Genomic DNA, 25,766 nt, shown 5'->3' with positions numbered 1-25,766 from the left:
GCGGTTCGTTCTGAACGAGCGATCCGGCCACGCCGCGCGTGCGTCATATCAAACGGGACTGCCTAGGCGATCACTCGGCGATCACTCGTACGAGAAGATGCTGCCCAGCTTGTCCATGCGCTCGAGCGCCATGCCGGAGCCGCGCACGACGCAGGTCAGCGGATCTTCCGCGACGAGCACCGGCAGGCCGGTTTCTTCCGCGAGCAGGCGATCAAGGTCGCGCAGCAGCGCGCCGCCGCCCGTCAGCATCATCCCGCGTTCGGCGATGTCGGCGCCGAGTTCCGGCGGCGTCTGTTCGAGCGCGATCTTCACCGACGACACGATCTGGTTCAGCGGATCGGTCAGCGCTTCGAGGATTTCGTTGCTGGAGATCGTGAAGCTGCGCGGGATGCCTTCCGACAGGTTGCGGCCCTTCACTTCCATTTCCTTGACTTCGGAGCCCGGGAACGCGGAGCCGATTTCCTTCTTGATCGCCTCGGCGGTTTGCTCGCCGATCAGCATCCCGTAGTTGCGGCGAATGTAGTTGACGATCGCCTCGTCGAACTTGTCGCCGCCGACGCGCACCGAGCCCTTGTAGACGATGCCGCCGAGCGAGATCACGCCGACTTCGGTCGTGCCGCCGCCGATGTCGACGACCATCGAGCCGGTGGCTTCCGACACCGGCAGGCCCGCGCCGATCGCGGCCGCCATCGGCTCCTCGATCAGGTAGACCTGCGACGCGCCGGCGCCGTGCGCCGCTTCCTTGATCGCGCGGCGCTCGACCTGGGTCGAGCCGCACGGCACGCAGATGATGATGCGCGGCGACGGCGAGAACATGCGCGACTCGTGGGCCGTCTTGATGAACTGCTTGATCATCTGCTCGGTGACGGTGAAGTCGGCGATCACGCCGTCCTTCATCGGGCGGATCGCCTCGATGTTGCCCGGCACCTTGCCGAGCATCTGCTTGGCTTCCTTGCCGACCGCCTGGATCGTTTTCTTGCCGTTGGGGCCGCCTTCCTGGCGGATCGACACGACGGACGGCTCATCGAGCACGATGCCCTTGCCGCGCATGTAGATCAGGGTGTTTGCGGTGCCGAGGTCGATCGCGAGATCGTTGGAGAAGTAGCTGCGCAAAAAACCGAACATTCAGAATCCTGTTTCGCTCTGGGCCGGCCCTGCATAGCGAGCGCTGAGGGCGGCAGCGGAAAAAATAACAGCCTCGGGAAGCGTGGCGGAAGCGGCCGCCGCGGCGCACGAAGCTGCGAGTGATGTCTACCGGGGATCGCACGAAGCACGCACGGCTTGCCGAAGGGGGCGAAACGGTGCGGGAAAAGGCTGCCGGGTTTGGGTCGAACGCGTAATGATACCTTATAATTTCTCGGTATTTGAATCGAAACGGGCGGTATTTTTGCCGCTTCGGCCCCGATTTTTGAGGGTGGGATCGCACCCTCCAACCCCCCGCCGCAGTGCTGCTTTCGACGCACTGCGCAGCCTTGTTTTTCCGGTGATCGCATGGCCCTGACCCTGACCGATGTGAAACGCATCGCGCACCTGGCGCGACTCGAAATGGCCGACGCCGACGCCGAGCACATGCTCGGCCAGCTCAATGAATTCTTCGGCCTCGTCGAGCAGATGCAGGCGGTCGACACCGCCGGCATCGCGCCGCTCGCCCACCCGATCGAACAGATCCAGGAAGTCGCGCAGCGCCTGCGCGACGACGCCGTGACGGAAGTCGTCGATCGCGACGACAACCAGCGTCCGGCGCCGGCCGTCCAGGACGGCCTCTATCTCGTGCCGAAGGTGATCGAGTAAGCGTTCGATGACAAGCGCGCCGGCCGCTCGGCGCCGCGCGCCACCCAGAATTCCCAGGAAAACCACTCAATGCACGCAAAAAGCCTGACCGAACTGCGCGCCGCGCTCGCCGCCAAGGAATGCTCGGCCGTCGAGCTCGCGCAGCACTATCTGAAACGGATCGACGCCGCGCGCGACCTGAACGCGTTCATTCAAGTCGACGCCGACCTCACCCTCGCGCAGGCGAAAGCCGCCGACGCCGAACTCGCGCGCGGCGCGGGCGGCGCGTTGACCGGCCTGCCGATCGCGCACAAGGACGTCTTCGTCACGCGCGGCTGGCGCTCGACCGCCGGCTCGAAGATGCTCGCGAATTACGAGAGCCCGTTCGACGCGACCGTCGTCGCCCGCCTGCAGGCGGCCGGCATGGTCACGCTCGGCAAGACCAACATGGACGAGTTCGCGATGGGCTCGTCGAACGAGAATTCCGCGTTCGGTGCGGTGAAGAACCCGTGGGACACGAACGCGGTGCCGGGCGGCAGCTCGGGCGGCAGCTCGGCCGCCGTCGCCGCGCGCCTCGCGCCGGCCGCGACCGGCACCGATACCGGCGGCTCGATCCGCCAGCCCGCGTCGTTCGCGGGCGTGACCGGCATCAAGCCGACCTACGGCCGCGTGTCGCGCTACGGGATGATCGCGTTCGCGTCGTCGCTCGACCAGGGCGGCCCGATGGCGCAGAGCGCGTCCGACTGTGCGCTGCTGCTGAACGCGATGGCCGGCTTCGACGAGCGCGACTCGACGAGCCTCGAGCGCGACGACGAGGACTTCACGCGCCACCTCGGCCAGCCGTGGGCGCCTGGCAACGACGCGGGCAAGCCGCTCGCCGGCCTGCGCATCGGCCTGCCGAACGAGTATTTCGGCGCCGGCCTCGCCGACGACGTGCGCGCGGCGATCGACGCGGCGCTCAAGCAATACGAAGCGCTCGGCGCGACGCTCGTGCCGGTGTCGCTGCCGAAGACGGAACTGTCGATCCCCGTGTACTACGTGATCGCGCCGGCCGAGGCGTCGTCGAACCTGTCGCGTTTCGACGGCGTGCGCTTCGGCCATCGCGCCGCGCAGTACGGCGACCTGCTCGACATGTACAAGAAGTCGCGCGCCGAAGGCTTCGGGCCTGAAGTGAAGCGCCGGATCCTGGTCGGCACCTACGTGCTGTCGCACGGCTATTACGACGCGTACTACCTGCAGGCGCAGAAGATCCGCCGCATCATCGCGAACGATTTCCAGGAAGCGTTCAAGTCCTGCGACGTGATCATGGGCCCGGCGTCGCCGACGGTCGCATGGGATCTCGGCGCGAAGGGCGACGATCCGGTGCAGATGTATCTTGCGGATATCTACACGCTGTCGGTGAGCCTCGCCGGCCTGCCCGGCATGAGCGTGCCGTGCGGCTTCGGCGCCGGCGCGAACGCGAAGCGCCCGGTCGGTCTGCAGATCATCGGCAACTATTTCAACGAAGCCCGGATGCTGCAGGTCGCCGACGCGTTCCAGCGCGCGACCGACTGGCACAAGCAAGTACCGGCAGGGGTGTAAGCATATGGCTACTCAGTGGGAAGTCGTTATCGGTCTCGAGACGCACGCGCAACTGTCGACCGTCTCGAAGATTTTCTCGGGCGCGTCGACGCAGTTCGGCGCCGAGCCGAACACGCAGGCGTGCCCGGTCGACCTGGCGCTGCCGGGCGTGCTGCCGGTGCTGAACCGCGGCGCGGTCGAGCGGGCGATCCGCTTCGGCCTCGCGATCGGCTCGACCATCGCGCCGCGCAGCATCTTCGCGCGCAAGAATTATTTCTACCCCGATCTGCCGAAGGGCTATCAGATCAGCCAGTACGAGATTCCGGTCGTGCAGGGCGGCTCGATCACGATCCAGGTGCCCGCCAACGAGAAGGCCGGCAAGCCCGCGTATGAGAAGACGGTCAACCTGACCCGTGCGCACCTCGAGGAAGACGCAGGCAAGTCGCTGCATGAAGACTTCGCCGGGATGACCGGGATCGACCTGAACCGCGCCGGCACGCCGCTGCTCGAGATCGTCACCGAGCCGGAAATGCGCAGCGCGGCCGAGGCCGTCGCGTACGCGAAGGCGCTGCACGGGCTCGTCGTGTGGCTCGGCATCTGCGACGGCAACATGCAGGAAGGCTCGTTCCGCTGCGACGCGAACGTGTCGGTGCGCCCGGTCGGCCAGGAGAAGTTCGGCACGCGCGCGGAAATCAAGAACCTGAACTCGTTCCGGTTCCTCGAGGAAGCGATCAACTACGAAGTGCGTCGCCAGATCGAGCTGATCGAGGACGGCGGCGAAGTCGTGCAGGAAACGCGCCTGTACGATCCGGACAAGCGCGAGACGCGTTCGATGCGCAGCAAGGAAGACGCGCACGATTACCGCTACTTCCCGGACCCCGACCTGATGCCGCTCGTGATCGGCCAGGACTGGATCGAGCGCGTGCAGTCCGGCATGCCCGAGCTGCCGGCCGCGATGCAACGGCGCTTCGTCGACGAGTACGGGGTGTCCGCGTACGACGCGGGCGTGCTGACGTCGAGCAAGGCGATGGCCGCGTACTTCGAAGCGGTGGTCGCGAAGGCCGGCGCGGCGAACGCGAAGATCGCCGCGAACTGGCTGATGGGCGACGTGTCGTCGCAACTGAACCGCGACGGCATCGAGATCGACGCGATTCCGGTGTCGGCCGCGCAGCTCGCGCTGTTGCTGCAGCGCATCGCCGACGGCACGATCTCGAACAAGATCGCGAAGGAAATCTTCGCGACGATCTGGGACGAGAAGGCGACCGACGACGGCGCGGCCGATCGCATCATCGACGCGAAGGGGCTCAAGCAGATCTCCGACACCGGCGCGCTGGAAGCGATCATCGACGAAGTGCTCGCGGCGAACGCGAAGTCGGTCGAGGAATTCCGCGCGGGCAAGGAAAAGGCGTTCAACGCGCTGATCGGCCAGGCGATGAAGGCGACGAAGGGCAAGGCCAATCCGCAGCAGGTCAACGAACTGCTGAAGAAGAAGCTCGGCTGAGCATGCGCGCGCGCCTGAACCGCGCTTGACGACGGGCCGCTCCGAACCAGTTCGGGGCGGCCCGTTGCGTTTGGTGGATGCGTTATCGTATGCATCGCACCGTCCAACGGAGGAACGAATGGCGAAACAACCGTCGCTCGACGATTTTCGCGTGCCCTACAGCACGCGCGAGAAGGAAGCCGCCGCATTCAAGCTCGACGCGTTCGACCCGGCCGCGAAGCCGTTTTCGTCCGGCTCGAAGGAAGCCGATCGCGAACGGCTGTCGGTCGTGTCGACCGAGCTCGACGTCCAGCAGGAGCGCCTGCACACGCAGCAGAAGAAGCGCGTGCTGCTCGTGCTGCAGGGGATGGACACGAGCGGCAAGGACGGCACCGTGCGCGCGGTGTTTCGCGAGGTCGATCCGCTCGGCCTGCGCATCGTGCCGTTCAAGGCGCCAACGCCGATCGAGGCCGCGCACGACTTCCTGTGGCGCGTGCATGCGCAGGTGCCGGCGGCGGGCGAACTCGCGATCTTCAACCGCAGCCACTACGAAGACGTGCTGGTGCCGCGCGTGCTCGGCGCGATCGGCGACAAGGAGTGCGAGCGCCGCTACCGGCAGATCCGCGATTTCGAGACGATGCTGTTCGAGAACGGTACGACCATCGTCAAGTGCTTCCTGCACATCTCGAAGGACGAGCAGCGCGCGCGGTTGCAGGCGCGCATCGACGACCCGACCAAGCACTGGAAATTCGACATCTCCGATCTCGACGCGCGCAAGCACTGGGACGCTTACCAGTCCGCGTACCGCGACGCGCTCGCCGCGACGTCGGCCGAGCACGCGCCGTGGTACGTGATCCCGGCGAATTCGAAGACGCACCGCAACGTGATGATCGCCGAGCTGCTGCTGCGCACGATGACCGACATGAAGCTGGAATTCCCGCCGCCGAAGCCCGAGCTCGAAGGCGTGAAGATCCGTTAAGCTGCCACCCTGTAAAAACATCGAACTGAACGGAACCCGACATGATGCGAGTGATTACCGCCAACCTGAACGGCATCCGCTCCGCCGCGAAGAAGGGCTTCTTCGACTGGCTTGGCGAGCAGAACGCCGATTGCGTGTGCGTGCAGGAAATCAAGGTATCGGCCGACGACCTGCCGGCCGAATTCGTCGAGCCGCACGGCTTCAAGAGCTATTTCCACCACGCCGAGAAGAAGGGGTACAGCGGCGCGGGCGTGTACAGCCGCCGCGAGCCCGATGACGTGATCATCGGCTTCGGCAGCAGCGAGTTCGATCCCGAAGGGCGCTACGTCGAGGCGCGCTACGGCAAGCTGTCGATCGTGTCGGTGTACGTGCCGTCCGGATCGAGCGGCGAAGAGCGCCAGCAGGCGAAGTACCGCTTCATGGCCGAATTCATGCCGCACCTCGCCGCGCTGAAGAAGAAGCGCGAGGTGATCCTGTGCGGCGACGTGAACATCGTCCACAAGGAAATCGACATCAAGAACTGGAAGAGCAACCAGAAGAATTCGGGCTGCTTGCCGGAGGAGCGCGAGTGGCTCACGAAGCTGTTCGACGACGTCGGCTACGTCGACGTGTTCCGCACGCTCGACCCGCGTCCCGAGCAGTACACGTGGTGGAGCAACCGCGGCCAGGCGTACGCGAAGAACGTCGGGTGGCGGATCGATTACCAGATCGCGACCCCGGGTGTGGCCGGTACCGCGAAAAGCACGTCGATCTTCAAGGACATCAAGTTCAGCGATCATGCGCCGCTGACGGTCGACTACGACTACCAGAAGTGATGGCCGGCGCTGCGCCGCGCGCGCAGCCGCCGGGCGAGTGATCCCGGTCGCCGGATGAAAGACGGGCCGCCTGTTCCGACAGGCGGCCCGTTTCGCTTGGGGCGGCGCTTACTGCTTCAACGACGCCATGTCGATCACGAACCGGTACTTCACGTCGCTCTTCAGCATCCGCTCGTAGGCCGTGTTGATCTGCTGCATCGGAATCGTCTCGATGTCGGACGTGATCCCGTGTTCCGCGCAGAAGTCGAGCATTTCCTGCGTTTCCGCGATGCCGCCGATCAGCGAGCCCGCGAGGCGGCGCCGCTTGAAGATCAGGTTGAACACCTGCGGCGACGGGTGGTCATGCTCCGGCGCGCCGACCAGCGTCATCGTGCCGTCGCGCTTCAGCAGGTGCAGGAACGGATTCAGGTCGTGCTGCGCGGCGACCGTGTTCAGGATGAAGTCGAAGCTGTTCAGATGCGCGTTCATCTGCGCCTCGTCCTTCGAGATCACCACTTCGTGCGCGCCGAGCCGCTTGCCGTCCTCGATCTTCGACGGAGACGTCGTGAACAGCACGACGTGCGCGCCCATCGCGCGCGCGAGCTTCACGCCCATGTGGCCGAGGCCGCCGAGACCGACGATCCCGACCTTCTTGCCGGGGCCGACGTTCCACTGCCGCAGCGGCGAATAGGTCGTGATCCCCGCGCACAGCAGCGGCGCGGCGCCGGCCGGGTCGAGCGTGTCCGGCACGCGCAGCACGAAAGCCTCGTCGACGACGAGCTGCGTCGAATAGCCGCCGTACGTGATGTCGCCGGTGACGCGATCCTGGCCGTTGTAGGTGCCGACGAAGCCGTTCTCGCAATACTGTTCGAGACCTTCCGCGCAGCTCGCGCACGTGCGGCACGAATCGACGAGGCAGCCGACGCCGACCAGCTCGCCGACCTTGAAACGCGACACTTGCGGGCCGGTCGCGGTCACGCGGCCGACGATTTCATGGCCCGGCACGACCGGATAGATCGTGTTGCGCCATTCATTGCGCGCCTGATGAAGATCCGAGTGGCAGACGCCGCAATAGAGGACGTCGATCTGGACGTCGAGGTCGCGCAGCGCGCGACGCTGGAATTCGAACGGGGCGAGCGGCGACTGCGAATCCGTCGCCGCGTAGGCATAGGTTGTGCTCATGCGGTGGGCTCCTTGTCCGGAAAAGATCCGGCGAAACAGACTGCCGTCGCATCGTGTGGCGATGCGGCGAGACAGGTGCCTATCGTAAGGAGCGCACCGCCGCGGTGAAATACCCGAAGGTCTGGAAGATTTGCCTATTCCTCTCGAATTGCCTGCGAACAGCCGTCAAAATGCGTTCGCGGTGCTACATTGCGAGCCAGATTCTCTTGCACGACAGGACGACGCCGATGAGCTTCCAGCCCCTTTTCGACGACTCGGGCGACCGTGTGCGGCGCCGCATGATCGAGCTGCATTCACGCCTCGCGCCGAATGAAGGCGATACGCTGGCGGCGCTCGACGGCGTGCGCTTCATTCGCGTGAGCCGTCCGGTGCCGCGCATGCCGGTGCTGTACGAACCGAGCATCGTCGTCGTGTGCCAGGGCCGCAAGCTCGGTTATCTCGGCGATCGCTCGTTCGTCTACGACGCGCAGCAGTATCTGGTGCTGTCGGTGCCGCTGCCGTTCGAGTGCGAAACCTTCGCGACCATGGACGAGCCGTTTCTCGCGATCTCGATCCGCGTCGATCTCGCGGTGATCGCCGAACTCGCGATCCTGCTCGACGAGACGCTCGGCGCCGCGGTCAGCGAGCCGCACGGCGTCTATTCGACGCCGCTCGATGCGCCGCTCGCCGACGCGGTGGTGCGCCTGCTCGAAACACTCGCGTCGCCGCACGACACGCGCGTGCTCGGGCCCGCGATCATGCGCGAGATCGCGTACCGCGTGCTGACCGGCGCGCAGGGCGACGCGATTCGTGCGGCGCTCGTCCAGCAGCATCATTTCGGCCGCGTCGCGAAGGCGCTGCGCCGCATTCATGCGGACCTGAAGGCCGATCTCGACGTCGAGACGCTCGCGCGCGAGGCCGGGATGAGCGTCGCGGTGTTCCACGCGCAGTTCAAGCACGTGACGGCGACGTCGCCGATGCAGTACGTGAAGGCCGCGCGGCTGCACCAGGCGCGGCTGATGATGGTGCAGGACGGTGTCGGTGCGGGTGCGGCGGCCGCGCGGGTCGGCTATGCGAGCGCGTCGCAGTTCAGCCGCGAGTTCAAGCGGCTGTTCGGCCGCAGCCCCGGAGACGAAGTGCGCTGGATGCGCGACAGCGGCGTGCGCCCGGCGATGGCCGACGTGGACGCGTAGCGTTCGCCGTTTCGCTCGGCGGCTCAGCGCCGCACGATCTTGCGCCGCTGTGCGCTGATGCCCGCGTAGTCGGGCAGCGATTCGACGCGTTTGCCCGTCGCCTTCGCGTACAGCGGCATCAGGTCCGGCAGCCGATTCAGCAGATCCTGGCGGCGCGCGCTGCTGTACGGGTGCGTGTAGATGAAGCCCGACGCCTTGTTCGCGCGCGTCGCGACCGCGAGCTTGTCCCACAGCGTGATCGCCGCGCGCGGATCGAAGCCCGCGCGTGCGGCGATGTCGCCGCCGATCACGTCGGCCTCGGTCTCGTCGGTCGGATCGTAGTGGAGCGACTGCAGGCGCTCGCCGAGGTTCAGCGCCTGCGGCAGCGGATCGCCGACGCCGAACAGCGGCGGCAGCGCGGCCGCGCGCAGCGACGTCTGCGAGGTCATGCTGAAATTGCTGCGCGCGTGTTCGCGCAGCGCATGCGCGATGCCGTGCGCGAGCAGCACGCCGAGCTCGTCGTCGTTCAGGCGCACGCGCTCGAGCATGCCGCCGTACACGAGCACCTTGCCGCCCGGCAGGCAGGTCAGGCGGATGTCGCGCGAGCGAATCGCGTTGACGTCCCACGCCCAGCTTTTCACGCGGTCGTTCCACTTCACCGAATACGGCGCGAGCTTCGCGACGATCGCGCGCAGCCGCTTCACGCGCGGCTGGTTCGCGGGCAGCAGGCGATTGCTGTCGGCGGCCGTCTGCACGATCTGCGCATATTCGTTCGCGGTGAGTTGTTCGAGCAGCGGTGACGGGATCAGCGTGCGGAACGCGATCGCGTTGCCGTAGCGGACCTGCTGCGGCGTCGGCGTATAGGCTTTCGCCGGCACCGCGGCGCCGGTCGGCTGCGCGCCTTCCGCGGCGGACGGCGCAACGGGCGCGGCGGACGTGGCCGGGGCGGGCGGCGTCGCCTGCGCTGCGGCCGGCGCGGAACCCGCTGCCGTCGCGCCGGTGTCGGTCGCGTGCGCGAGCGTCGCGGCGAGCGCCGCGGCGCCGACGCTCAGCGAAGCCGCCGCGTGTGCGAGGCGATGCAGGCGGTTACCGCGCACGGCTGGCCTCGCCGTTGCGTGCGGTACCGTTCCACGGCGCGATCCTGAACAGCAGCAGCATGCCGGGAATCGCAAGCGCGGTACACACGATGAAGTAGTCGTACCAGCCGATCTTCGCGACGACGAAGCCGCTCGCGGCCGATGCGAGCGTGCGCGGCACCGACGCGAGGCTCGTGAACAGCGCGAATTGCGTGGCCGTATAGCGCGGGTCGGTCGTGCTCGCGATGTACGCGACGAACGCGGCCATCGTCAGGCCGGTCGTGAAGGTTTCGAAGCCGTAGACGAGCGCGAGCGCGACCGTCATCGGGCTGAATTGCGGCGCGACGGCGATGCCGAACACCGACAGCGCGGCCGCGATCGCATGGCTCGTCGACATCGTGAAGTCGTACAGCACCGCCAGCACCGGCGAGCCGGGGCCGAGCTGCGCGAGCCACGCGAAGCCGAGTGTCGACACCATCTGCAGCGCGCCGAAGATCCACAGCCCGCGGCCGATGCCGATCCTCACGAGCCAGATGCCGCCGATGATGCCGCCGGCGACGCTCGCGACGAGCGCGGTGGTCTTCGCGACGATGCCGATCTCGGTGCGCGTGAAGCCGATGTCGAGGAAGAACGACGTCGACAGCGTGGTGGCCATCGTGTCGCCGATCTTGAACAGGAAGATGAACGCGATGACGAGCAGCGCGCCGGCCCAGCCGTCGCGCTGGATGAATTCGCGGAACGGCAGCACGATCGCATCGCGCAGGTTGCGCGGCGGCGCGCCGACCACTTCCGGCTCGCGCACGACGAGCGTCATCAGGATGCCCGGCAGCATGAACGCGCCGGTGATCGCGAACACGGCGTCCCACGGCAGGTGGTCCGACAGGATCAGCGCGAGCGAGCCGGGGATCAGCGCGGCGAGCTTGTACGCGTTCACGTGCACCGCGTTGCCGAGCCCCTGCTCGGTGTCGCGCAGCAACTCGCGGCGATACGCGTCGATCACGACGTCGGCGCTCGCGCCGAAGAACGCGACGAGCGTCGTGAGCGCGGCGACCGTCCAGATCGAGTCGCGCGGCGACACGAAGCCGAGTGCGGCGATCGCGCCCGCGACCAGCAACTGCGTGAGCAGCAGCCAGCCGCGCCGACGGCCCGGCCGCCAGCCGGGCAGGTGCGGGACGTAGCGGTCCATCAGCGGCGCCCACAGGAACTTCCACGTATACGGGAACTGGATCAGCGCGAACAGGCCGATTTCCTTCAGGTTCACGCCCTCGGAGCGCAGCCATGCCTGCACGAGGTAGACGAGCGTGAAGAGGGGCAGCCCCGACGTGAAGCCCAGGAACACGCAGATCAGCATGTGCGTGTTCAGATAGGCGCGCCAGCCGGGGTGATCCTCGTGAGCGGTGAGTGCGGGCGCCTCGTGTGGCGTTTTCGACATGGAATGGAACTGGGTAGCGTTGACTGATGGCGGCGGCAGCGCAGGCGGCGCGGACGGCGCAGGAGGGGCGGCCGCGCACGCGGGCGGGCCGGATCTTCCGTCAACGGCTCCCCGGCTCAGCTGCGCTTGACGCGATAGACAGCAAGACTACCACGCCAGTTCGCTCCCCATCGAATCGGCTGGCCTTCGTGCAGCACGACGCGGTCGAGGATCGTGACGCCGACCTCGGGCGCGAGCGCCTCGAAATCCTTGATCGTCAGCACCCGCACGTTCGGCGTGTTGTGCCACTGGTACGGCAGCGATTTCGACACCGGCATGCGGCCCTGCAGCACCGACAGCCGGTGCGACCAGTAGCCGAAGTTCGGGAACGACACGATGCACTCGCGGCCGACGCGCGCCGTTTCGCGCAGGATCGCGGCCGTCTGGTGGATCGTCTGCAGCGTCTGCGACAGGATCGCGATGTCGAAGCTGTGATCCTCGAACAGGCGCAGGCCGTCCTCGAGGTTCTGCTGGATCACGTTGATGCCGTTCTTCGCGCTGGCGAGCACGCCCGCGTCGTTCAGCTCGATGCCGTAGCCGGTGACGTCCAGCTCCTCCATCAGCAGCGCCAGCAGCGAGCCGTCGCCGCAGCCGAGATCGAGCACGGTCGAGCGCGGCTCGACCCAGCGGGCGATCGTGCGGAAGTCCGCGCGCGCGGACAGGGAATTCAGCGCTTGCTGGTTCATGCTCCCACCTCGAGGGCGATTCGTTCGTAATACGCACGGATCAGGTTGTGATAGCGCGCGTCGTCGAGCAGGAACGCGTCGTGGCCGTGCGGCGCATCGATTTCCGCGTAGCTGACCGTGCGCTTGTTGTCGAGCAGCGCCTTCACGATCTCGCGCGAGCGCGCCGGCGCGAAACGCCAGTCGGTCGAGAAGCTCGCGATCAGGTATTTCGCCTGCGTGTGCGCGAGCGCGGCCGTCAGGTTGCCGTCGAACGCCTTCGCCGGGTCGAAGTAATCGAGCGCGCGCGTGATCAGCAGGTAGGTGTTCGCGTCGAAGTAGTCGGCGAACTTGTCGCCCTGGTAGCGCAGGTACGACTCGACCTCGAATTCGACGTCGAAGCTGAAGTTGTACGCATCGAGCGCGCCGTCCGCACGGCGCAGCGCACGGCCGAATTTCTCGGCCATGTCGTCGTCCGACAGGTAGGTGATGTGCCCGATCATCCGCGCGACGCGCAGGCCGCGCTTCGGCTTCACGTCGTGTGCGTAGTAGTCGCCGCCATGGAAATCGGGATCGGACAGGATCGCCGAGCGCGCGACTTCGTTGAACGCGATGTTCTGCGCGGACAGCTTCGGCGTCGACGCGATGTCGATGCAGTGCGCGACGCGCTCCGGATACATCAGGCTCCATGCGAGCGCCTGCATCCCGCCGAGGCTGCCGCCCATCACCGCGGCGAAGCGCTCGATGCCGAACGCATCGGCGACGCGCGCCTGCGCGTGCACCCAGTCCTCGACGGTGACGACCGGGAAGCGCGCGCCGTACGGCTTGCCGGTCGACGGATCGATGCTCATCGGGCCGGTCGAGCCGAAACACGAGCCGAGGTTGTTCACGCCGATCACGAAGAAGCGGTTGGTGTCGAGCGGTTTGCCCGGCCCGACCATGTTGTCCCACCAGCCGGTGCTGCGCGGATCGTCCGCGTAGACGCCGGCGACGTGATGCGACGCGTTCAGCGCGTGGCAGACGAGCACCGCGTTCGAGCGCGCGGCATTGAGCTCGCCGTACGTTTCGACGACGAGCTGATAGTTGCCGAGCGCGCTGCCGCTTTGCAAGCGCAGCGGTTCGGCGAAATGCATGGTCTGTGGAGCGACGATGCCGATCGATTCCATTCGTTCCGCCTTATGACTGGGCGGCTAAACGGTGTCGGCGAGGCGCGGAGTCGGAGATGCGCGGCTGACGACCTCTTTAGCCGCATTTGTAGTGAACCGCCGGGACGAAGACGAAACCTGGGCCCCGGCCGGTTCGCGCGCCCGCAATCGAGTCAGCAAATCGGCGCGCTTCCGACCTGCCGCCACCGGGCGGCAAGTCGGCAAAGTATAGCGGAAATTGCGCGGAACGCCGATTCGGGCGCGCGAGGGGCGCTCGTCGGCCCCGTGTCGACGCCGGGCCGGCGAGAGGCGGCGCCTGGCCGTCGTCGGCATGAAGCGGGAAGCCGGGACCGTGCCGCGTCACCAGCGGTACTTCGCCGCCAACTCGCCCTTGACCACCGCATAGTCGGACAGGTTCGCTTCCACGCCGAACCCGGCCGAGATCGCGAAGCGCTTCGACAACTGGCCTGTCGCACCGATGCGGAACGCCGCACGATCGCGCGGCACACTGAACGAGAACGCGTTGCGATCGAGCGTCAGTGATCGCGAGCCGGGGCCATGCCACCAGTTCGCCTCGACGAACGGCCGCAACTCGCGCCCGGACGGCATCGCGGTCACGCCGTGCACGCGCACGCCGAGCCGGGTCAGCACGTCGGTCGAGCCCTGCCCGTCGAGATGGCCGCCCGGTGTGTCGTGCGCGGCCGCGTGATAGTCGGACACGACGAGTTGCGCCTCGGGCTCGACGAAGAACCGCGTATCGCCGCGTTCGTAGAACGGGATCGAATAGCCGGTCTCCACCGATCCCGTCACGGTGCGAGAGCGGTACGAATCGCCGGCGAGGCTGCCGCCGACGCTGTTCGCGTACGCGCCGTACATGACCCACGTATCGACGTACGGGCCGGACAGGATGTCGCGATTGCCGTACCACGTGCCGTACAGCCCGACGTTGTAGCCCGCGACGCTGCCGCGCGCGGTGGCGTCGGCCATGCGGTGCGTCGCCGCGTTCCACAGCGGGCGGGTCGACCAGCTCGTCTGGCTGCCGTACATGCCCATCGCGCCGACGCGCAGGCTGCCGCCGCGGCCATCGTCGAAGCGGAACAGGTCGGCGCCCGCGTGGATCAGGCGGCCGTTGCCGGACACGCTGCGCGCGCCGCCGGACATCGACGTGAACTGGCCTTCGGCGCGCAGCCACACTGCGCCGTCGAGCGGGCCCGACGTCGAGCCGGCGGTGCGCAGCGTGCGGTCCTCGCGTTGATGCAGGCTGTGGATCGCCATCATCGCAGCCGCGTCGGCGTTCGCCAGATACGCGTCGGGTTCCGGCGCGACGGCGCGCGACGGAGGCGACGGGGGCGATGGGGGCGGCGTCGTCTCCGGCGAGTTGCCGTCGTTGCCCCCTGGCGGCAGCGGTGGCGCCGGCGGCCGGGGCGGTTCGGGCTTCGCGGCCGAAACGAGATACCAGTCTTCCGCTTGGCCGCCGTGCCCGCCGCGCGCGAGCATGTAGTCGTAGCCGCCGGCCGACAGCGTGCCGAAACCTTGACGGTAGCCGTCCGACGCCGCGTCGAGCGCGAATGCCGACGTATCCGTCGTGCCGCCATTGCGCGTTTCGACGACCGGAATGCCGATCGTGGTCTGCGCGCCGTCGCCGCCGGCGTGCTTGACGACGATGTTCGTGTTGCCCGACGCATGGCCGCCGTCGATCACGAGCTTGTCGGTCGGCGACGCATCGTCGCTCAACGTCGTATGGATCAGCAGCTTGCCGTTATGTGCCGCGTAGTCGCCGTTGACGACGAGCCTGCGTGGAGCGCCTGGGACATCCGGAGGCGTGAACGCGATCGTCGAGTCGTTCAGCGCGACGGACGCGACCGTGGAATTCGCGGTGACGAACCATAGACTGTCGGCGTCGAGCGACAGCGCGCGCACGGCGTCGGTTGCGCCGGCCCATACGGCGGCGCGAGACAGCGCGACGTCGGTGACCGCGTGCGTCGCGCTGCCGTCCTCGGTCGGAAGGTTCACGATGTCGCCCTCCGCCTGCGAGCCCGTATCGAGCGTCAGGCGTACGGGTGCGCCGGATTCCGCGTCTACCGCCAGCAGCGTGCCGTTGCCGCCTGCGATGCGCGTGCCGTTGCGCAGCGAAATGACGGCCTCGGACGCGTCGATCGCGCTGTGCTGCGTGCTGACGAGCGTGCTGCCGTCGGCCGTCAGCGTGCCGCCGTGGACGCTTGCGGCCGACGCGCCGGCGCCGGTCGCGAGCACGTCGGCGCGCTGCAGGTCGATCGTGCCATTGACGATGGCACGCAGCGCGGCGGCACGCTTGCCGTGGGTCTCGACGCTCGTGTCGGCGAGGGAGACGAGGGCGCCCGTACCGCCCGCGTACACGCCGAAGGCGCGCTCGCCGCTCGTCGCGATGCCGCCGCGCGTCATTGCGATCCGGCCGCCGTTGAGCGCGAGTACGCCCGCCGAGCGTTCGCCGGTTGTCGTCACGCGCGTATCGATCGCGTCCACGACCGGTGTGTCCGCATACTCCTTCGATGCGTAGAGTCCGTGCGAACTGGTGCCGTGGGTGACGACGTTCGTGCGCGCGAGTTCGACATGACCCTCGCGCGTATCCACGCCGAGCGCGGCATAGCCGTCGGTTTCCAGGTGCGAGTCGCCGAATGTGACCGAGGAAGCTCCCGGCAGGAACAGGGCCGACGCATAGTTTCCGGCGGTACGGATGTCGGTGCGGCTGAGGGTGGCGCGTGCGCCGTCATAGCTGATGCCGAGGCCGTAGGCGAAGTCGCCGCCGGTGCGGATCAGCGTGCGTGCGACGTCGATCGTGCCGCCCGGCACGCCGGTCGCGATGATGCCGTATGCTTCCTTGCCGCGCGTCACGATCACGCTGTCGTCGATGTCGAACCGGCTGTTGCGGTCGGCGAGGGAGACGCCGTGCCCGTAGGCTTGATCGGTATCGATGGAGATGCGTTCCGCGGACACGCTGGCGCCGACGCGGGCCTCGATACCGGCGCTGGAACTTCGCGTCCGGATTTCCGTGTCCCGCAGTTCGATGCGCGAGCCGGCCCCCCATGCCGAGGCACCCGGTGCGGCGTGGCCGGTCGAGAACAGGCGAGTTTTGCCGGTGGTGACCAGCAGGCCGCCGTTGATGGCCGTCAGTACGGGCTGGCCATGCCCGGTCGTCGAGTAGTCGCCCGGCACAAGTTCCAGCACGGTGCCGTCCGCCCTCTGCGGGCCGCCGCCGCTGACCTGGGCCGATGACGGCAAGGGCATCATCGCGCCGGCGAGCAGCGCGGAGTGCGCGATACGCCGGCGGGCGCGCGCTAGAAAAAATGGAAATCCGTCGTTCACCCGTTCACCTCGATTGCACTTGAATGGGTGAAAATTAAACCGATCAGGTGATGCGCGAAATTGGACGAGTTCGAATTTTGCAGTCTGTTCGATCGCACGACCTCATCGTCTTCGCCGGAAGTGCGGCGACGGGGCGGGATTCGTGCACAAGCATGAGCTCCGGTGGGAGGTAGCCAATGGGCCCATGCGACTACTGGTAGCTCGTCGTGAACGTCGCGACACAACCTTGACCGTTCCGGCGGAAACCGGGCCAGTCGCGATGTATTGCGCACGCAGTGGAATATTGGTCGTCGTCGACGCCCTGCCGACGTACCACTGGTTCGGATTGCCGGCCACGCGCGAATCGGGACCGTAGCCTACCGGCGAGCCGTTTCGGAGAATGCGCAGTTTTACGCCTTTTGCGGTGGAGGCGGGGGCCAGCGTCAACTGATCACTCGTGTTGGCGGGGGCGGTCAGGTCGGTGAGCGTCACATACAGGCTCGCGCCGGACTGACATTTCAGGCCGATGTTGAAGCCCGTGTCGCCTGTGGCGGCGCCGATGGAATCCAACTGACGCGTGACGGATCCCGTGGATTCGCGATTCGCGAAAAACAAGCGCGACGCGCGGGCCGCAGTGTGCCCGCGCGCCAGGAGACGATCCGGCGCGCATGGCGCGCGCCGGCGTGTCGATTACTGATACATGATCGAGTACATCACCGACGTATTCACCGTACCCGCCGATGCACCGCCACCCACGGCGACGTATTGCGCGTAGTAAGGCAGCGTGGCCGACCCATTCGCCAGATCAACGGGGATCGAGTTTTCCTGCGCCTTGCCGAGATTGATCTGGCTGTAATCGGAACCGTTGAGCAGGGTGATCTCGATGTTCTTCGCCGTACCCGACGCGTTGAACAGCTGGCCGGTCGTCGAGTTGACGGTCGTGCCTGCCTCGAAGTGGGTGTAGACCTTGCCCGAGGCCGGCGCGCAGTTCTTCAGGCCGATGTTGAATGCCGTGCGGCCTGCGGTCGAGCCGCCGACGCCGAGTGCACTCGTCGAGACCTTCGGCATCTGGACCGTGAAGTCCTTGCCGCCGCCGGCGCCGTTGCCCTCGATCGTGCACGTCTGCGTGCCGACCGCGCCGGTGACAGTGATCGTGCCGTCGGCTGCGTGTGCCATCGTCGGCAGTGCGGCGGCGGCGGCCACGGTCAGTGCTGCGATGCTGGAGAATGCGAGTTTCATATCAATTCCTGTAGGACGTGAGGCAATAAACAAACGGATTCCGTCTTCGCGGCACCTGCATGTCGTAGCCGACGATGCGGGGATACGGGACTTCCTCCAACGATTGTCTTTCGATCTTCAACTGCTCTGGACTGCGAATCGAAAGACGATTGAGGCCGGCGGCTAGGCGACGGCCTGTCGGAAAGCGGCCAGCATGCTCCTGGAATGGCAGGACGCTCTCCGCGATGCTTGTGTCGAGATCATTCGGCGGCTTCGCTCGACGAAGCCGTACGTGCACGTCGACGGCCCGACCTTGCGCTCAATCACCATCTGGCGCGGCCGCGGTAATCGGGCCATCCGATTGGCCGGCCTTCGGTACGCCGTAGTCGCAAACCGCCTCGGCCCGCTCGTACCCGAGCGCTTTGTTCGATGCCGTCGGCAGGCGGTAGGTGAGCGAGCAGACGTCGGTCGCGCGGTTACCCCATTTCGCGGTCAACGCACTGTCGTTCTCCAGACCGCGGACGAACAACGCGCCGCCCTGGCCGACCATCCCGATCGTCTTGCCTTGCGCATCGGTCACGACGCTCCCGAACGGCACGGTCGCGCCGTTGGGCTGACGAATGGTCAGCAGTGCCGCGCGCCCGCTCACCGTCGCAAACTTGATCTTCACCACGGAGTTGGCGCGCGGCGCGATCTGCTCGCTCGTCGATTGCATATCGACATCCAGCGGAATGCCCTTCGGGTCGAGCTCGATCGTGTTCATCTGGTACGGGGTGAGGTACGGCAATACCGCATAGCCGCGCCCGTCGATCTTCACGTCCGTACCGTTCATCACGCGTGCGCCCTTCGCGCCCTTGGCCTCGATGATCGCGACCGTGTCGCCGAGATCGTTCGCGAGCGTGACGCCGCCCGCGTGGGCGACCAGCGCGCCGGACATGCCCGCGGACACGCTCGAATAACCCTTGCCGCCGCTGGCGCTGCCAGAGAAGGAGGCATACGGGCTGCGGTACTGTGCGTTGCCGCCGCCGCTTGTCGAGCCGGACGCATGGCTCGCGTTGACACCGTAGGAGAACGCGTGGGTCTCGCCGAGCGTGCCGGTCAGCGACATCTGCTGGGACGTGCCGCTTTGGTTGTCGCGTGCGATGCTCGTACTCAAAGTCGGCGCGTGCGTGCGGCGGCCGAGCGGGACCGACAGGTTCGCGAACACCTGATTCGACAACTGGCCCGTGTAGCCGTCGCGTTGCCGTGAGACCGACACGTTGTAGCTCAGGTTGACCCCGAACACGCGCATGCTGTTGTTGTAGCCGAGCTGGAATTGCGTCGTCGTACCGTGACGGTTCCAGTAATTGACCGACGATCCCACCGCGTACACGCTGCCGCGCGCTTCGCCGAGATCCTGGTTCAGCGTCAGCTGGACCTGGTTGCGCTGGCGGTACACGTCGTTCGGATCGCGGTTCGACGCCGCTTCCTGGCGGGCGTACAGCGCGTCGCGCATTCCCCAGTAGCCGCTCGACGAGTAGCGGTAAGCCGCGACCGCGATGTTGGTGCCGGTCGTTTCAAGGAACTTGCTGTAGCTCACCCGAACGCTTTGCCCGCTCGTGGACCGCGCACCGGGAATATTTGCGTTGGCCTGCGTGACGTCGACCGCGATCGCGCCGATCCGAGTGTTGAACGCGGCGCCGACGAGGCCGGCGAGGTAGTTTTCCGCGACGATCGCGCCGACATAGCCGGTGATCAGGTTACTGATGCCGCGCTGATAGGTGCCCTGCACGAAATTCGGATGGCGATCCAGCTGGGATTCGCGTACCTGTCCGAGCGCGACGCTGTAGCGCGAGACGCCCGGGCGCAGCGACTGCGCGACCGCCGCATACGGCACCGTGAAGCTGTTCTTGTGCCCGTCGGCTTCGGTCACGGTGACGAGCAGGTCGCCGCCGTAGCCGGTCGGGTACAGGTCGTCGATCTGGAACGGCCCTGGCGCGACCGACGTTTCGTACAGCACGTTGCCGTGCTGCGATACCTGGACATGCGCATTGCTCGCCGCCACGCCGCGGATCAGCGGCGCGTAGCCGCGCATCGAATCCGGGAGCATCCGATCGTCGGTGGCAAGCGTGATGCCGCGCATGCCGATGCTGTCGAGCAGCGAGCCGTCGGTATACGCCTCGCCGATCTTCAACTGGCTGCGCCATGCCGGCAGATCGCGCTGAACGTACGTGTTCATGCTCTGGTAGCGATTGTCGCCACGCGATTGCGCGGTATAGGTGCCGTTGTGCCGGAAATGCCAGTTCCCGATGTTCACGCCGCCGACGAGGCCGAGGTACCCCTGCGTGCTTTCGTAGCCCGACGACGAATTGCGGAACACGTTCGCGTCGTAGCGCAGCGTCGCGGACGGCACGCCCGAGTCCCACAGCTCGGGGCTGACGTATCCGCGCGGATTGCGCAATACAGCCGCCTGCGGAATGCTCACGTTGAGGCGGAATTCGGACATGTCGAATTCATACGAGGCTTCGTCGACCAGCTTCGCGACGTCCGTGCATGTACCGTCTGCCTGCACGCGCGCCAGTTCGGCGCGCCCGGGGGCGGTCAGTGCCTGGTCGTCCAGGCCGAGCCGGGCGACCAGGCCGCGATCGAAGCACGGCTTGGCGCTCGCCACACCCGCTTCCGCGCTGAACCGCACGGTCGAACGGCCGCGCCAGTCCCCGTTCACATGGAGGTCGACCAGATAGTCGCCCGGCGGGACCGGATTGCCTTTGGAGAAGCGCTCGAGGTCGAGCTGCTGCCCGCGCGGCTTCATCATCAACGTGTCGTTGAAGTGAACCTGGGCGACCGTGTAGCCCCCCGCCGGGCCGGTTTGCGTGTCCGCCGCGCGGACCTCGACGCCCCAACTGGCAAGTGCCGCAAGCACGCACAGGTAGCCCGGCTTGAGCGCTACTCGCCCGATGGCCGGCAACGGCGCTATTCGATGATTCGCTCGCATGAATTAAACATTTTGATGCCGCATCGTCATAACGCGAGCGACGGTTTTCCTGCGGCGATGCGATCGCCGCTTCTTCGGTCCTTTCGGGATGTATCGGGCTAGGCGGCTGCCTCAGCGCGTTGGCTTCGGTGCGTAGCGGCCTTCGACGCCGGCGCCGTAATCGTTGAGAAATGTGTAATCGACCTGAATCGGCCCGGTGGGCGCCGACGGCACGTTGCCGACATCGAATTGCGCGGTCGATTTCGGATCGACCATGCCGCCCTGGTCGTTGGTCCAACTTGTGCTGCCGGCCTTGACGGCCAGCTTGCTGAACGTCACGTGGTACGGCGTCGGATTGTTCGCTTCCAGCACGTAGCCGCCACCGGGCTTCGGTGCGAAATGCCAGCTCACCTTTTCGGCCGATTCGTCGGCGACGCCCTGCAGCGAAGCTGGGCGGAAGAACAGCTTGATGCGCGAACGGAACGCGAGTTGCAACAGATTCGGCGCGTCGGGGTTGTCGGCCATCTGGGGTGGAACGTCGAGCACGTTCAGCCAGTACAGCGTCTCCCTGTCTTGCGCCAGCGGCTCTTGCGTATAGATCAGCCGCAGGCTCTGCCCTTTCTTCGGATCGAGGCGGAACAGCGGCGGCGTCACCGTGAACGGGACTTTCGTGTCGTCCGGCAGCGCATTTGCATTGCCGTCGTCCACCCAGCCCTGCACGAGCGACGGTCGATCGCCGTCATTGGTCAGCTTGACCGTGACTTCGCGTTCCTTTTCCGGATACACGACGCGCGTACCGCTGATCACGACGCTCGCATCCGCCGCCGCCGGGCCGAGCAGCGACGCGGCCAGCATCGCGCCGGTCGCACCGATGCGCCAGTTTTTCCGTCTGTTCATCGCTGATTTCTCCCTGGTTTGAACATCGAAGGCATGCGCTTGCATACCTCGTCGGCCCGGATCCGCGATCCGCCGCGAATCCGGGCTGCCGGACCGAGTCCGCGTTACTGGTAGGCGATCGAATACATGACCGACGTGTTCACGGTGCCAGCCGTGGCCGCGCCGCCCATTGCGACGTACTGCGCCGCGTATTCGAGTTCGGCCGAGCCGCCCGTGATCGCGACCACCTGCGAGTTTTGCTGAGCTTGTGCGGCGCCGAGCTTGATGCTCGAGCCGTTCTTGTTCAGCAGGCCGATCTCGACGTTCTTCGCCGTGCCCGTTGCATTCAGCAAATTGCCGGTGCCGGCGTTCACGGTCGTGCCCGGCTCGAAGTACACCGAGACGTTGCCCGAGCCGCCCGTGCAGTTGGTCAGAGAGAGCTTGAAGGGCTTGCGGCCGGCCGTCGTGCCCGTCGAGGACAGCGCGGACGTCGACACGGTGGGCAGGTCCACGGTGAAATCCTTGCCGCCGCCGTTGCCCGAGATCGAGCAGGTTTGCGACGTGATTTCACCCATGAACGTGATCGTGCCGTCTGCTGCGTGGGCCGACGACGCCGCGGTGACGAGACCCGCTGTTGCCAGCAAAATGGAGAGTGCTTTCTTGGACATGTAAGTACCTGTTTGAAATGGTCTTGCGTCGAAAGACGACGCACCGACGTTTCCTTCGCGCTGTCGCCGACCACTGGAGCGCGTGCCGAAAGCAGCGGTGGGAAACAGCCCACATTGTTTCCAAGTAAGCAGTTTGAAAAAATTGGACGATGCTGAAGGTGACGTGGAATTGACTAGTACGCGTACTAATTTTCTTCAGATAGCGTCAACCCGACGGAATACGATTGCAACCGTTACAAGGATTTGACGTTGTCGAATCCGTATGCGGCGTGATGTCCGGACGGGGCGATCGGCGCAAGTGATCCGGACTACGAAATGTTTGCCGTGCCCGGGCGTGGTACGGAAAAGGTATCGATGGTGCCTTCCATTAGCAGAACGTATCGTCTGCGACTGCGCCAAGGGCCCGGCGGCGAATCCGGCGTGGCTTTGCGTGGTGAATCGGCGATACAGGGCGCGGGCCGGGCGTGCCGACACCCGCCCGGAGGCGGCACGCCCGTCAATCTGCGCGCCGGCGGGCGCCGGCGCAGGCCGTGCGCGGGAACGTTACTGCAGAATCAGGCGCAGATGCGCATCGGCCTGTTCGCCGGGCGCGTGCGCGAAGCCGCTGCGCTCGAAGCGATGCCAGCAGCCGATCACGTAGCTGACGAGCAGGCTCGCCCGCACGGCCGGATCGTAATCGCCGGGCAGCGGCACCGCATGGGCGCCATCGCTGCCGCCGTCGCGGCGCGCGCGCGCGTCGAGCAGCGCGACGCGCAGGCTCTGCTTCACGGTCGCCTCGATCCGCTCGACTATCCGGTCGACCCGTTCGGCGAGCCGTTCGTGCTCGCCGACCAGCGCCTCGCCCGTCAGTACGCGTGTCATCCCGGGGTTCTTCGCGGCGAAACCGAGCAGCATCAACGCGATCGCGCGTGCCTGCATGACGCCGTCGGGCTCTTTCGCGGCGATCTGGTTGATCAGCCGGAAGACGGTTTCCTCGATGAATTCGATCAGGCCCTCGAACATCTGGGCCTTGCTGGAGAAGTGGCGATAGAGTGCCGCCTCCGACAGGTCGAGCCGCGCCGCGAGCGCGGCCGTCGTGATCTTCTCGCGCTTCGGCGCCTCGAGCATCGACGCGAGCGTCTGCAGGATGTGCACGCGGCGCTCGCCCGGTTTCGGGCGGGCGCGGCCGGCGACGGTGTGGTCTTCGGTTACGGCTTGGTCCTGCGGGTGAGTCGGCTGCATTTTTGTCGCCCCGATCGAGTGCCCAGTCGCAGCGATTTTAACGAACGAATGCGCTGGTCGACGTAATGCGGCCGGCCCGTGTTCGGCAAATGGCTCGGGAGGTGGCCCGTGATCCATACCGTGCCGACGCCGAGGCGCTTGTAGCGCTTGAGGTGGCTGCGCGTGTCCTCGACGAGAATCGCGTCTGCCAGCCGTGCGTGCGCGGCGCGCAGCGTCCGGCGCAGCATCGCGTGGTCGGGCTTCGCGCGCCACGTGCGGCGGTCGCGCATGTGCTCGATCGCGATCACGCGCTCGAACAGCCGCTCGATGCGCAGCTCGCGCAGCACCGCGCGCGCGTAGTTCTCCGGCGCGTTGGTCAGCACCAGCTTGCGACCCGGCAGCGCGGCGACGATGCGCGCGAGGCCGCGCTCGGCGCGCACCATCGCGGGCAGGTCGGAAAACGTGTGGACCACGCGCAGGAAGTCGTGCGGATCGATCGGGTGATGGCGCGTGAGGCCGAGCAGCGCGGCGCCGTAGCGCTCGGTGTAGCCGTTGCGCAGACGGTCGGCTTCGGCGCGCCCGACCTGCAGCGCGTCGACGATGTATTGCGTCATCGCACGGTTGATCTCGGGAAAGATCGCGTGCGACGCGTGATGAAGCGTGTTGTCGAGATCGAACAGCCAGACCGGCGCGCCAGCGCGCGGCCGGTGGCGCGAGATGCGCCGGCGCCGCAGCGGCGCCGGCAGGTCGGGGCCGGCAGGCGGGCGGCGCGCGCTCAATGCGAGCGGATCATCGTGCCGAACGGCTGCTCGGTCAGGATTTCCAGCAGCACCGAATGCTCGATCCGGCCGTCGACGATGTGCACCGACTTCACGCCGCTCTTCGCGGCGTCGAGCGCTGACGAGATCTTCGGCAGCATGCCGCCGGAGATCGTGCCGTCCTCGAACAGCGCATCGATCTCGCGCGCGGACAGATCGGTCAGCAGGTTGCCGTCCTTGTCCATCACGCCCGGGATGTTGGTCATCATCAGCAGCTTCTCGGCGTTCAGCACGGTCGCGAGCTTGCCCGCGACGAGATCGGCGTTGATGTTGTACGACAGGCCGTCTTCGCCGAAGCCGATCGGCGAGATCACCGGAATGAACGCGTCGTCCTGCAGCGCCTTCACGACCGCCGGGTTGATCGCTTCGACTTCGCCGACCTGGCCGATGTCGATGTACTGGCCCGGGTTGTCGCGGTCCGGCATCAGCAGCTTGCGCGCGTGGATCAGGCCGCCGTCCTTGCCCGTCAGGCCCACCGCATGGCCGCCGAAGTGGTTGATCAGCATCACGATGTCCTGCTGCACTTCGCCGCCGAGCACCCATTCGACGACTTCCATCGTCTCTTCGTCGGTGACGCGCATGCCCTGGATGAAGGTGCCGGCCTTGCCGATCTTCTTCAGCGCGTGATCGATCTGCGGGCCGCCGCCGTGGACGATCACCGGGTTGATGCCGACCAGTTTCAGCAGGATCACGTCGCGCGCGAAGCCCTGCTTGAGCCGCTCTTCCGTCATCGCGTTGCCGCCGTATTTGATGACCACGGTCTTGCCGTGGTAGCGACGGATGTACGGCAGCGCCTCCGCGAGGATTTCTGCTTTCAGCGTGGGGGCGATCTGCGAGAGGTCGATGGGCTCGGACATGGCGGCGGCTCTGGCTGGGAACGGTTGAAACAGGGCGAATTGTACAGGAGTGGCGCAGCGCAGCATCGGGTTTTTGGGCCGGCCGGAACACCGGCGGCGCGGCGCGGCATCGCACGCGGCGGCCCGCCGGCTATGGCGCGGCACGATTCGGGGCGCCGTCGCGCGGCGGGCGCCGGCGGACGGGCGCGCATGCGTTGACGGGCGACCGCGGCCGGGCGGCCGGCGTGCAAAATTCAGCCGCCGCGCTATGCTTGTCGCGTGGGGCGATGTCCCGCCCGCTTCCGCGATCGCGTCATGACCGATTCCGCCGCCGACGCCCGTTCCGTCCCGCGCCGTGCGCGCTGCCCGCACTGCGGGCGCGGCTTCGACTGCGGCGCGCACACGCAGCCGTTCGACTGCTGGTGCGCGTCGATGCCGATGCTGCCCGGCGGCACGCCGCCCGCGGCCGGTGCGCGGTGCCGATGCCCCGAGTGTCTGGCCGACGAGATCGCGCAGCGCATGGCCGGCGAGGCCGGTTGACGCGGCGCGCCGCGCACGCGTGCCGCCCGTTCGCACGCGCGGATCCGGCCCCGCTAGGGGCGCCGG

The 25,766-nt window shown here is 66.8% G+C and carries 22 protein-coding genes; 7 read left to right on the top strand and 15 right to left on the bottom strand.

Annotation, left to right across the window (positions count from 1 at the left end; genetic code table 11):
- Positions 1-81: 81 nt before the first annotated feature.
- The gene (locus WS54_RS29330) at positions 82-1,125 is read right to left on the bottom strand and encodes a rod shape-determining protein (RefSeq protein ID WP_004189550.1); all 1,044 of its coding nucleotides are present in this window, start codon (positions 1,123-1,125) and stop codon (positions 82-84) included.
- 366 nt (positions 1,126-1,491) lie between these two features.
- Between WS54_RS29330 and gatC the strand changes: the two genes are divergently transcribed.
- The 5 genes from gatC to WS54_RS29305 all read left to right on the top strand — a co-directional run bounded on the left by gatC (position 1,492) and on the right by WS54_RS29305 (position 6,604).
- Positions 1,492-1,791, top strand: a complete 300-nt coding sequence (gene gatC, locus WS54_RS29325) for an Asp-tRNA(Asn)/Glu-tRNA(Gln) amidotransferase subunit GatC (RefSeq protein WP_006485929.1) — start codon at positions 1,492-1,494, stop codon at positions 1,789-1,791.
- A gap of 69 nt (positions 1,792-1,860) precedes the next feature.
- Positions 1,861-3,351 (top strand): Asp-tRNA(Asn)/Glu-tRNA(Gln) amidotransferase subunit GatA, encoded by a 1,491-nt coding sequence (gene gatA / locus WS54_RS29320; protein WP_059780757.1) that lies wholly within the window; start codon positions 1,861-1,863, stop codon positions 3,349-3,351.
- Between the two features lie 4 nt (positions 3,352-3,355).
- Positions 3,356-4,831: an Asp-tRNA(Asn)/Glu-tRNA(Gln) amidotransferase subunit GatB gene (gene gatB, locus WS54_RS29315; RefSeq protein WP_059780758.1), complete on the top strand. Its 1,476-nt coding sequence runs from the start codon at positions 3,356-3,358 to the stop codon at positions 4,829-4,831.
- 118 nt (positions 4,832-4,949) lie between these two features.
- Positions 4,950-5,789: a polyphosphate kinase 2 family protein gene (locus tag WS54_RS29310; RefSeq protein ID WP_034208682.1), complete on the top strand. Its 840-nt coding sequence runs from the start codon at positions 4,950-4,952 to the stop codon at positions 5,787-5,789.
- A 41-nt stretch (positions 5,790-5,830) separates the two neighbouring features.
- Complete coding sequence (locus tag WS54_RS29305; RefSeq protein ID WP_034208681.1) at positions 5,831-6,604, top strand: exodeoxyribonuclease III; 774 nt, start codon at positions 5,831-5,833, stop codon at positions 6,602-6,604.
- A 108-nt stretch (positions 6,605-6,712) separates the two neighbouring features.
- Here the strand turns inward: WS54_RS29305 and WS54_RS29300 are convergent, their stop codons facing one another.
- Entirely contained in the window at positions 6,713-7,765 is a 1,053-nt protein-coding gene (locus tag WS54_RS29300; RefSeq protein WP_034208680.1) for an NAD(P)-dependent alcohol dehydrogenase, read from the bottom strand.
- A 227-nt stretch (positions 7,766-7,992) separates the two neighbouring features.
- On the opposite strand from WS54_RS29300, the gene WS54_RS29295 reads away from it, so the two are divergent.
- The gene (locus tag WS54_RS29295; RefSeq protein WP_034208785.1) at positions 7,993-8,937 is read left to right on the top strand and encodes an AraC family transcriptional regulator; all 945 of its coding nucleotides are present in this window, start codon (positions 7,993-7,995) and stop codon (positions 8,935-8,937) included.
- A gap of 23 nt (positions 8,938-8,960) precedes the next feature.
- Here WS54_RS29295 and WS54_RS29290 read toward each other — a convergent pair whose 3' ends face one another.
- From WS54_RS29290 to argB, 13 genes are all read right to left on the bottom strand, one after another.
- Positions 8,961-10,013, bottom strand: a complete 1,053-nt coding sequence (locus WS54_RS29290) for a M48 family metallopeptidase (protein ID WP_034208679.1) — start codon at positions 10,011-10,013, stop codon at positions 8,961-8,963.
- A complete protein-coding gene (locus tag WS54_RS29285) occupies positions 10,003-11,424 on the bottom strand; it encodes an AmpG family muropeptide MFS transporter (RefSeq protein WP_059780759.1) in 1,422 nt (473 codons plus the stop codon). The genes WS54_RS29290 and WS54_RS29285 overlap by 11 nt, the downstream gene beginning before the upstream one ends.
- Before the next feature lie 116 nt (positions 11,425-11,540).
- Entirely contained in the window at positions 11,541-12,149 is a 609-nt protein-coding gene (metW, locus tag WS54_RS29280; RefSeq protein WP_034208677.1) for a methionine biosynthesis protein MetW, read from the bottom strand.
- Positions 12,146-13,291 carry a homoserine O-succinyltransferase MetX gene (metX, locus tag WS54_RS29275; RefSeq protein WP_034208676.1) on the bottom strand — a complete coding sequence of 382 codons (1,146 nt, stop codon included), beginning with the start codon at positions 13,289-13,291 and terminating at the stop codon, positions 12,146-12,148. The genes metW and metX overlap by 4 nt, the downstream gene beginning before the upstream one ends.
- 339 nt (positions 13,292-13,630) lie before the next feature.
- Entirely contained in the window at positions 13,631-16,474 is a 2,844-nt protein-coding gene (locus WS54_RS29265; protein WP_236872778.1) for an autotransporter family protein, read from the bottom strand.
- Positions 16,475-16,714: 240 nt separating this feature from the next.
- Positions 16,715-17,161: a fimbrial protein gene (locus tag WS54_RS34310; RefSeq protein ID WP_236872819.1), complete on the bottom strand. Its 447-nt coding sequence runs from the start codon at positions 17,159-17,161 to the stop codon at positions 16,715-16,717.
- A gap of 120 nt (positions 17,162-17,281) precedes the next feature.
- A complete protein-coding gene (locus WS54_RS29255; protein WP_034208675.1) occupies positions 17,282-17,830 on the bottom strand; it encodes a fimbrial protein in 549 nt (182 codons plus the stop codon).
- Positions 17,831-18,128: 298 nt separating this feature from the next.
- On the bottom strand, positions 18,129-20,783 hold the full coding sequence (locus WS54_RS29250; RefSeq protein ID WP_082725059.1) for a fimbria/pilus outer membrane usher protein: 2,655 nt from the start codon (positions 20,781-20,783) through the stop codon (positions 18,129-18,131).
- Positions 20,784-20,894: 111 nt separating this feature from the next.
- Positions 20,895-21,659, bottom strand: a complete 765-nt coding sequence (locus WS54_RS29245; RefSeq protein WP_052100363.1) for a fimbrial biogenesis chaperone — start codon at positions 21,657-21,659, stop codon at positions 20,895-20,897.
- 104 nt (positions 21,660-21,763) lie between these two features.
- Entirely contained in the window at positions 21,764-22,306 is a 543-nt protein-coding gene (locus WS54_RS29240; protein ID WP_034208674.1) for a fimbrial protein, read from the bottom strand.
- Positions 22,307-22,849: 543 nt separating this feature from the next.
- A complete protein-coding gene (slmA, locus tag WS54_RS29235; protein ID WP_059780761.1) occupies positions 22,850-23,527 on the bottom strand; it encodes a nucleoid occlusion factor SlmA in 678 nt (225 codons plus the stop codon).
- Positions 23,494-24,285, bottom strand: a complete 792-nt coding sequence (locus WS54_RS29230; RefSeq protein WP_059780762.1) for an HAD-IA family hydrolase — start codon at positions 24,283-24,285, stop codon at positions 23,494-23,496. The genes slmA and WS54_RS29230 overlap by 34 nt, the downstream gene beginning before the upstream one ends.
- Positions 24,282-25,181, bottom strand: coding sequence for an acetylglutamate kinase (argB, locus tag WS54_RS29225; protein ID WP_006490510.1), 900 nt, complete (start codon positions 25,179-25,181; stop codon positions 24,282-24,284). The genes WS54_RS29230 and argB overlap by 4 nt, the downstream gene beginning before the upstream one ends.
- A 294-nt stretch (positions 25,182-25,475) precedes the next feature.
- Here argB and WS54_RS29215 point away from each other — a divergent pair, with 294 nt between their 5' ends.
- Positions 25,476-25,700 (top strand): cysteine-rich CWC family protein, encoded by a 225-nt coding sequence (locus WS54_RS29215; RefSeq protein WP_034208671.1) that lies wholly within the window; start codon positions 25,476-25,478, stop codon positions 25,698-25,700.
- Positions 25,701-25,766: the final 66 nt, after the last annotated feature.

It is taken from the genome of Burkholderia sp. NRF60-BP8, assembly GCF_001522585.2.
Taxonomy (GTDB): Bacteria; Pseudomonadota; Gammaproteobacteria; order Burkholderiales; family Burkholderiaceae; genus Burkholderia.
Note: the sequence above shows the minus strand (reverse complement) of the source record. Positions and strands in the feature narration are given on the sequence as shown.